The organism is Pseudoalteromonas rubra (genome assembly GCF_005887095.1).
Taxonomy (GTDB): Bacteria; Pseudomonadota; Gammaproteobacteria; order Enterobacterales; family Alteromonadaceae; genus Pseudoalteromonas; species Pseudoalteromonas rubra_E.
In genome coordinates this window covers 190,303-196,541 of sequence record NZ_PNCI01000016.1, presented here as the reverse complement: position 1 = coordinate 196,541, position 6,239 = coordinate 190,303, and the positions used below count along the sequence as shown (strand labels likewise).

The following is a 6,239-nucleotide window of genomic DNA, read 5'->3' as shown; positions in this document are numbered from 1 at the left end:
ATAAATCTGACCAGTTAATTATTCAAAATGGTATTAGAGGAGACAATCATTATCAGACTCCAATCAAGATAAAGCCTGACTAGATAAAATAAGTTTTCTACTCGGTACTAAAACACCATTTTTTAGTAGTCGTTAATTGCTGAGCAATTTGCCTTATATTTTTCCCGGTAAGTGGAGTCAGACATCAGCTTTCTCACTGACTGATCAAATATCCTTGCATATTTTTCACTATGTTGATTTATCAACAGAAACCCCTGGTTAAAGAAAGCCGGTTTTGGCTGTCTGACCAGGCGTTTCAGATCAGAGTCTGGTAGGACTTTGGCGTATTCTCTCTCTGTTTGCTCATCCAAAATAATAATGTCTGTGCGTCGGCGTAGCAGGAATTGTAAGTTTTTGGTGGTATACGTTGCTTCCATGACTTCAATCTCATGTTCCTTAATGGCTTGCCACAGCAGCTCCGGATAAGTCAGGCCTTTGTTAATAAGTAACCGATAGGGCTTGAGGTCGGCATAAGAGTTGAATTCGAAAGCCAGAGTATCAAGATGATAAAAGTGAGATACCTCTGAGGTGATAGGATAACTGGTATAGATGTACTCTGATGCCCGCTTTTCATTATAGTACCAGTAGGCGCTACCTATAAATTCAGTTTTTTTCCCCTCCTCATAGGCTCGCTGCCATGGCATAAACACAAACCTGACTCGGATCCCGTGCAAAGCAAAGGCATCTCGGATAAGCTGAGCGGTACAGCCCTGATCCTCACGGTGCCTGTCTACGTATGGTGGCCATTGACCTGTTGTAATATGTACAGTCTCGGCTGCGGTAGTGAGACTAAAAAGCAAAGCAAAAATAATGTATTTCACTGACAAGGCTCTGAAAACTGGGCTAAACAAAACTATAGCGCTTATTGTTGAATAAAACGAATAGGCCAACAAAAGCGATTAACCAAATGATTAGAATAAAAGGCTAAGTTGTGGAAAGTTTTTTAGATATTTACGAACGAGCATGCGAGAGAAAAGGCTCGAAAGGTGTTCTGGAGTCCTTGCTCACGGATCCGTTGTCACAAGCACAGCTGACACAGCTATCCGATGATGTTTGGTTAGAAGAGTTTACGAGAAAAATATTTCAAAGTGGGTTTTATTGGTCTGTGATCAATGCCAAGTGGTCAGGCTTTCGCGAAGTCTTTTGGGAGTTTTCGATAGAAAAGCTACTATATATGTCGCCTGAGATGTACGAGCAGCGCGCGCAAGACGAGCGTATAGTGCGTAACTACAAAAAAGTGCAGAGCGTTGCTCATAACTGTCAGATGATCCATGAGCTGGCACTGGAATATGGTAAGTTTAGCAAGCTCGTGGCGAACTGGCCGGAAGACAACATTATAGAATTGTGGCTCTTGCTGAAAAAGCAGGGGAACCGGCTAGGTGGTAACACAGGCCCTTACGCACTGAGGGCAGTCGGTAAAGATACATTTATTCTGAGCCGTGATGTTGAGGCTTATCTGAGAGCACATGATGTTATCTCTGGTGGACTGCATAGCCTAAAGTCATTACGTGCTGCACAAGCCTTCTTCAATGAGCTACGTAGACAAAGTGGTTATTCGTTGCAAAAATTAAGTCAGCTCGTTGCTTATAGCGTGGGTGACAATGTGGCAGGAGTTTCATCATGAGTGACTTTTTTTCCCGTTACACCGAATTGGGTGAGGTTTACCTGGTGCCGCAACGGCCTCAGCAGTTTGAACACGCACAGCTACTACTAACCAATTCAGACTTAATAACCGAATTGGGTATGGATGTTGATCAGCAGCAGTTGCGAGACTATCTGGCGGGTATGTCCAGAGTTGAAAACATCAAGCCGGTTGCAATGGCATATTGCGGTCACCAGTTTGGCCACTTTAATCCACAGCTTGGTGATGGCCGAGCGCATTTAATCGCATCCTTTGCTACAGCGCGGGGGCATACCTATGACATGCACCTGAAAGGCTCCGGTGCGACGGTTTTTTCTCGCGGGGGCGATGGGTTATGCGCACTGGGTCCTGCAGTGAGAGAATACATCATGAGTCATGCAATGCGGGCGCTGGGAGTACCGACAACGCAGTGTCTGGCAGTGTTGTCGACCAATCAGCAGGTAATGCGGCAAGAGCGAGAGCCCGGTGCCGTTGTATGTCGCATTGCCAGAAGTCATATCCGGGTTGGGACATTTCAGCTGATGGCAATGAACAAGGACGTTGATGCAATGCAACAACTCGTTGAGCTTTGCATCGCAGATCAGTTTGATGATATCTCCTCAAGTGGTGAGCAAAGAGTCTTAGACTTTTTTGAGCGTGTGTGCTTGCGTCAGTGTGCCTTGATCCTAAAGTGGATGCAGGTCGGTTTTATCCATGGTGTCATGAACACAGACAACACCCTGATTAACGGTGAAACCATTGATTATGGTCCCTGCGCGATGATGGAGTCTTTCTCATTTGACGCGGTGTTTAGCTCTATTGATCGTCAGGGGCGCTATGCGTTTGGTCAACAACCGAATATCGCCAGCTGGAATTGCGGCCGCCTTGCTGAGTCGCTGATGCTGTTGATGGATGATAAAGATGCCGCACTCGAGCGCTTTTCAGGTATCTTAAGTCAGTTTGCAGAAGAGTTTAATGAGGGCTATCAACAGATGTGGTCCAACAAGCTCGGGCTACTTAGCTGGCAGGAGTCTGATCAGACACTGTTAAGTGAGCTTCTGTCGCTCATGCAGCAAAACAAACTCGATTATACCAATACCTTTGCAGCCCTTACCAACTCGTTACAGCCCACTCCACTTCCAGGTTATGAGATACCAGAGGCTTTGGCTGACTGGACAAGAAAGTGGCGAAGACGAGTTGGTGACAACAACTTGTCAGCGGCACACGCTATCATGCAGTCGGTTAATCCTGCGATCATCCCGCGCAATGGTATGGTCGAGCACTTCATTGACGAGTTTAACCTCGCGAAGCATAGCGATGAATTTACACAATGGCTGCATGCACTCAAAACGCCTTATTTGTATCAGGTATACCCTGCTCAGTGGTTAGCAACCATGTCGAACGAACAAACCTATCAAACGTTTTGTGGTACTTAAACTATGAGTGAACAGACCGACCAGGCATTGACCTGGCAGGAAATCAAACGGCAGATCCTCACGCATAAAACGCCATTGATTTATGCCCATCTCATTGCATTGTGTGCTGCGTTAGTGAGTGTGCCTATCCCGTTGATGATGCCTTTGATGGTTGATGAAGTACTATTGGCACAACCCGGGACGGCAGTAGACACGTTGAATGCGTTCTTACCGGCGCAGTGGCAAGGCGCAACAGGCTATATCGTATCGATCCTGATTGCTGTGATATGTATGAGGCTCGCAGCGTTGCTGTTAGGGGTTGCTCAGTCTCGGCAGTTTACCATAATTGGTAAGGATATTTCTTATCGGATCCGCGAAAGGCTGCTGGTGCATTTGGCAAAAGTGCAACTGAAGGAATATGAAACACAGGGGGCGGCGGCGATCAGCTCGCGATGCATCACAGATATTGAAACACTCGATGGGTTTATCAGCCAAACTCTATCCCGTTTTTTAATTGGTATTCTAACGATTATAGGAACGGCTGCGGTGTTACTTTGGATCGACTGGGTGCTTGGGTTGATCATTCTGACCCTGAATCCGGCAGTGATTTATTTTTCCCGGCAATTTGGCAAACGTGTTAAGGACCTTAAAAAACGTCAAAACAATGCATTTGAAGCGTTTCAAAGTGCACTTGTCGACACTTTAGATGCCATTGCTCAGTTAAAAGCCATGCGACGTGAGCAAAGTTATTTTGATACCGTAGTCGAAGCTGCAAAGTCATTGCGTCACCACTCTGTGCAGTCACAATGGAAGACCGATGCGGTTAATCGCTTGAGCTTTACAGTATTCTTATTGGGCTTTGAGGTGTTTCGCGCCATTGCCATGCTGATGGTGGTTTTTTCCGATCTGACCGTTGGTCAGATTTTTGCGGTGTTTGGCTACTTATGGTTTATGATGGGACCGGTACAGGAAATACTAAGCATTCAGTATGCTTACTACGGTGCCACGGCTGCGCTACAGCGCCTTAATCAGGTTCTGGCATTCGACACTGAGCCGCATCAGGTAGCAGACAGCAAAGTATTTCAACGGTCTAATATCCGAATAGACTTTCGTCATGTCAGCTTTGCTTATCAGGATAGTTTGCCAGTACTCAATGATGTGTCTCTGACTTTACCCAGTGGGAAAAAAACGGCTTTGGTGGCGGTGTCAGGGGGCGGCAAATCAACGGTCGTTCAGTTACTGCTTGGACTTTATCAGAAGCAGGCAGGGGATATTTTGATTAATGATATACCTGTCGAAAAAGTGGGCTTTCATGCTGTTCGAGAGCATGTTGTCACTGTGCTGCAGCAGCCGATACTGTTTAATGCCAGTATTCGGGAAAATTTGGCTATGGGCAAACAGTGTGATGATGAGCAATTATGGCACGCCTTAAAGGTGGCCGAACTTGCCCAGACCGTCACAGAAATGTCAGAGCAATTAGATACCGTGGTAGGCAGAAATGGCGTTCGCTTATCTGGAGGACAAAAACAGCGTCTGGCGATTGCGCGTATGGTTGCTGCCGATCCTAAAGTGGTGATACTCGATGAAGCGACTTCGGCCTTGGATGTCGAGACAGAGGCGAAGATCCACCGCAACTTAAATACCTTCTTATCTGGCAGAACTACCCTCATCATTGCACACCGTCTGAGTGCTATTCGCCAGGCAGATCAAATCTATGTATTGGATGACGGGGTGGTGAGTCAGGCTGGTGATCATCTTAGCCTGGTTGCAGAGCAAGGTCTTTATCGCGTGTTATTTGGTCATCAGAGCTGAATGTAAAATTAACAAAAAATTCCTATCTGGTGTTAAGTAAATATTAAGACATCATCTACTATTATTACTGCAAATATCAGATTGCACTATTATTTTACAGAGGGAAGGATGATGAAACTAAGAATGCTAAGCGTTGTTGTATCAGCTTTGATTGCAACCGGTGCGCAGGCCGATGATCACAAAGAAGGCGTTTATTTGGGTGTCTTTGGCGACTACTATAATGCAGATTGGGAAAATAGCCGAGATGCAGCCGGTGTCACGGTGGATGACTCAACAGGCTGGGGTGCTGAGCTGGGTTACCGCTTCAGTAAGTACTGGAGTGGTCGTATTGAATATGCAGACATGGATTTTGACCTGTCGGGCGTCCGTAGCGACTCTGTCGATGGCGACAGAGTTGGCGTTGACGCTCTGTACCACTTTAACGGTGGTCCGTTCTACGCGCTGGCGGGCCTTAAGTCTATAGATGTTTTTGACAGCAACACCTTTGTGAATGTGGGTGCAGGGTATCGCCACCACTTCAGTGATAACTTTGCGGCTAACTTTGAGACGGCGATTTATCAGGGCATCGACCGTGGATACACAGACGTTGGCGCAAAGCTGGGGATCAACTATTTCTTTGGCAGTTCTGGTTACAGCAAGCCTGTTGAACCTGCTCCTGCTCCGCAGCCAGAGCCTGTGGTGGTGGTTGCGGCACCTGTTGATAGCGACAAAGACGGTATCTATGACATGGATGATCAGTGTGCTAATACCCCAATGAGCGATGCAGTTGATGCGAAAGGTTGCACATTGTATGAAGACAAAGAAGTGACAATCAGCCTGCTGGTACGCTTCCCTAACAATAACTCCAGTGTGTCTCAGCAGTATCTGGACGACATTCAGGCTGTTGTACGTTTTCTGAATGAGCACCCTGAAACAACGGTGGTGCTTGAAGGTCATACCTCAGCGGTAGGTAAAGCCGAATACAACAAATGGCTGTCCAAGAAACGTGCGGATGCTGTGGCCAAACAGCTAGTCGAGGAAGGCATTGATGAAATGCGTATCACAACGGTTGGCTACGGTGAAGAGCGCCTGAAAAACATGGGTGACTCTGCACAAGCGCATGCTGAAAACCGTCGTGTAGAAGCAAAAGTGAAATCAATCGAACGCGTAAAAGTTCAACGTTAATCAGATTTGAGTAAAGGCAGCCCGGGAAGACCCGGGCTTTTTTGTGTCTGATTTATACCCACTTCACTGACTATTTACATTTACTGCTATTCATGAATGAACTCTTTTTCTTTTTGCTCATTCACACTATTTATATCGAATATAAGGCGACTAAGTAGTCGTTTGATTTTCATCTATACTCTAAGACC

The 6,239-nt window shown here is 46.3% G+C and carries 5 protein-coding genes; 4 read left to right on the top strand and 1 reads right to left on the bottom strand.

Translation table 11 applies throughout. The features are described 5' to 3' along the window. Window positions 1-122: 122 nt before the first annotated feature. Window positions 123-860 (bottom strand): substrate-binding periplasmic protein, encoded by a 738-nt coding sequence (locus tag CWB99_RS07790; protein ID WP_138551840.1) that lies wholly within the window; start codon window positions 858-860, stop codon window positions 123-125. Between the two features lie 110 nt (window positions 861-970). Between CWB99_RS07790 and CWB99_RS07785 the strand changes: the two genes are divergently transcribed. From CWB99_RS07785 to CWB99_RS07770, 4 genes are all read left to right on the top strand, one after another. Next, on the top strand, window positions 971-1,663 hold the full coding sequence (locus CWB99_RS07785) for a DNA-3-methyladenine glycosylase I (RefSeq protein WP_138551839.1): 693 nt from the start codon (window positions 971-973) through the stop codon (window positions 1,661-1,663). Beyond that, window positions 1,660-3,096, top strand: a complete 1,437-nt coding sequence (locus tag CWB99_RS07780; protein ID WP_138551838.1) for a protein adenylyltransferase SelO — start codon at window positions 1,660-1,662, stop codon at window positions 3,094-3,096. The genes CWB99_RS07785 and CWB99_RS07780 overlap by 4 nt, the downstream gene beginning before the upstream one ends. Before the next feature lie 3 nt (window positions 3,097-3,099). Further along, a complete protein-coding gene (locus CWB99_RS07775) occupies window positions 3,100-4,887 on the top strand; it encodes an ABC transporter ATP-binding protein (RefSeq protein WP_138551837.1) in 1,788 nt (595 codons plus the stop codon). A gap of 111 nt (window positions 4,888-4,998) precedes the next feature. Further along, window positions 4,999-6,051 (top strand): OmpA family protein, encoded by a 1,053-nt coding sequence (locus CWB99_RS07770; protein WP_138551842.1) that lies wholly within the window; start codon window positions 4,999-5,001, stop codon window positions 6,049-6,051. Window positions 6,052-6,239: the final 188 nt, after the last annotated feature.

What these genes read in the sequence shown, in the direction of transcription:
- CWB99_RS07780 (WP_138551838.1), top strand. Translation starts at nt 1,660, where the DNA reads ATGAGTGACTTTTTTTCCCGTTACACCGAATTGGGTGAGGTTTACCTG.
- CWB99_RS07775 (WP_138551837.1), top strand. Translation starts at nt 3,100, where the DNA reads ATGAGTGAACAGACCGACCAGGCATTGACCTGGCAGGAAATCAAACGG.
- CWB99_RS07770 (WP_138551842.1), top strand. Translation starts at nt 4,999, where the DNA reads ATGAAACTAAGAATGCTAAGCGTTGTTGTATCAGCTTTGATTGCAACC.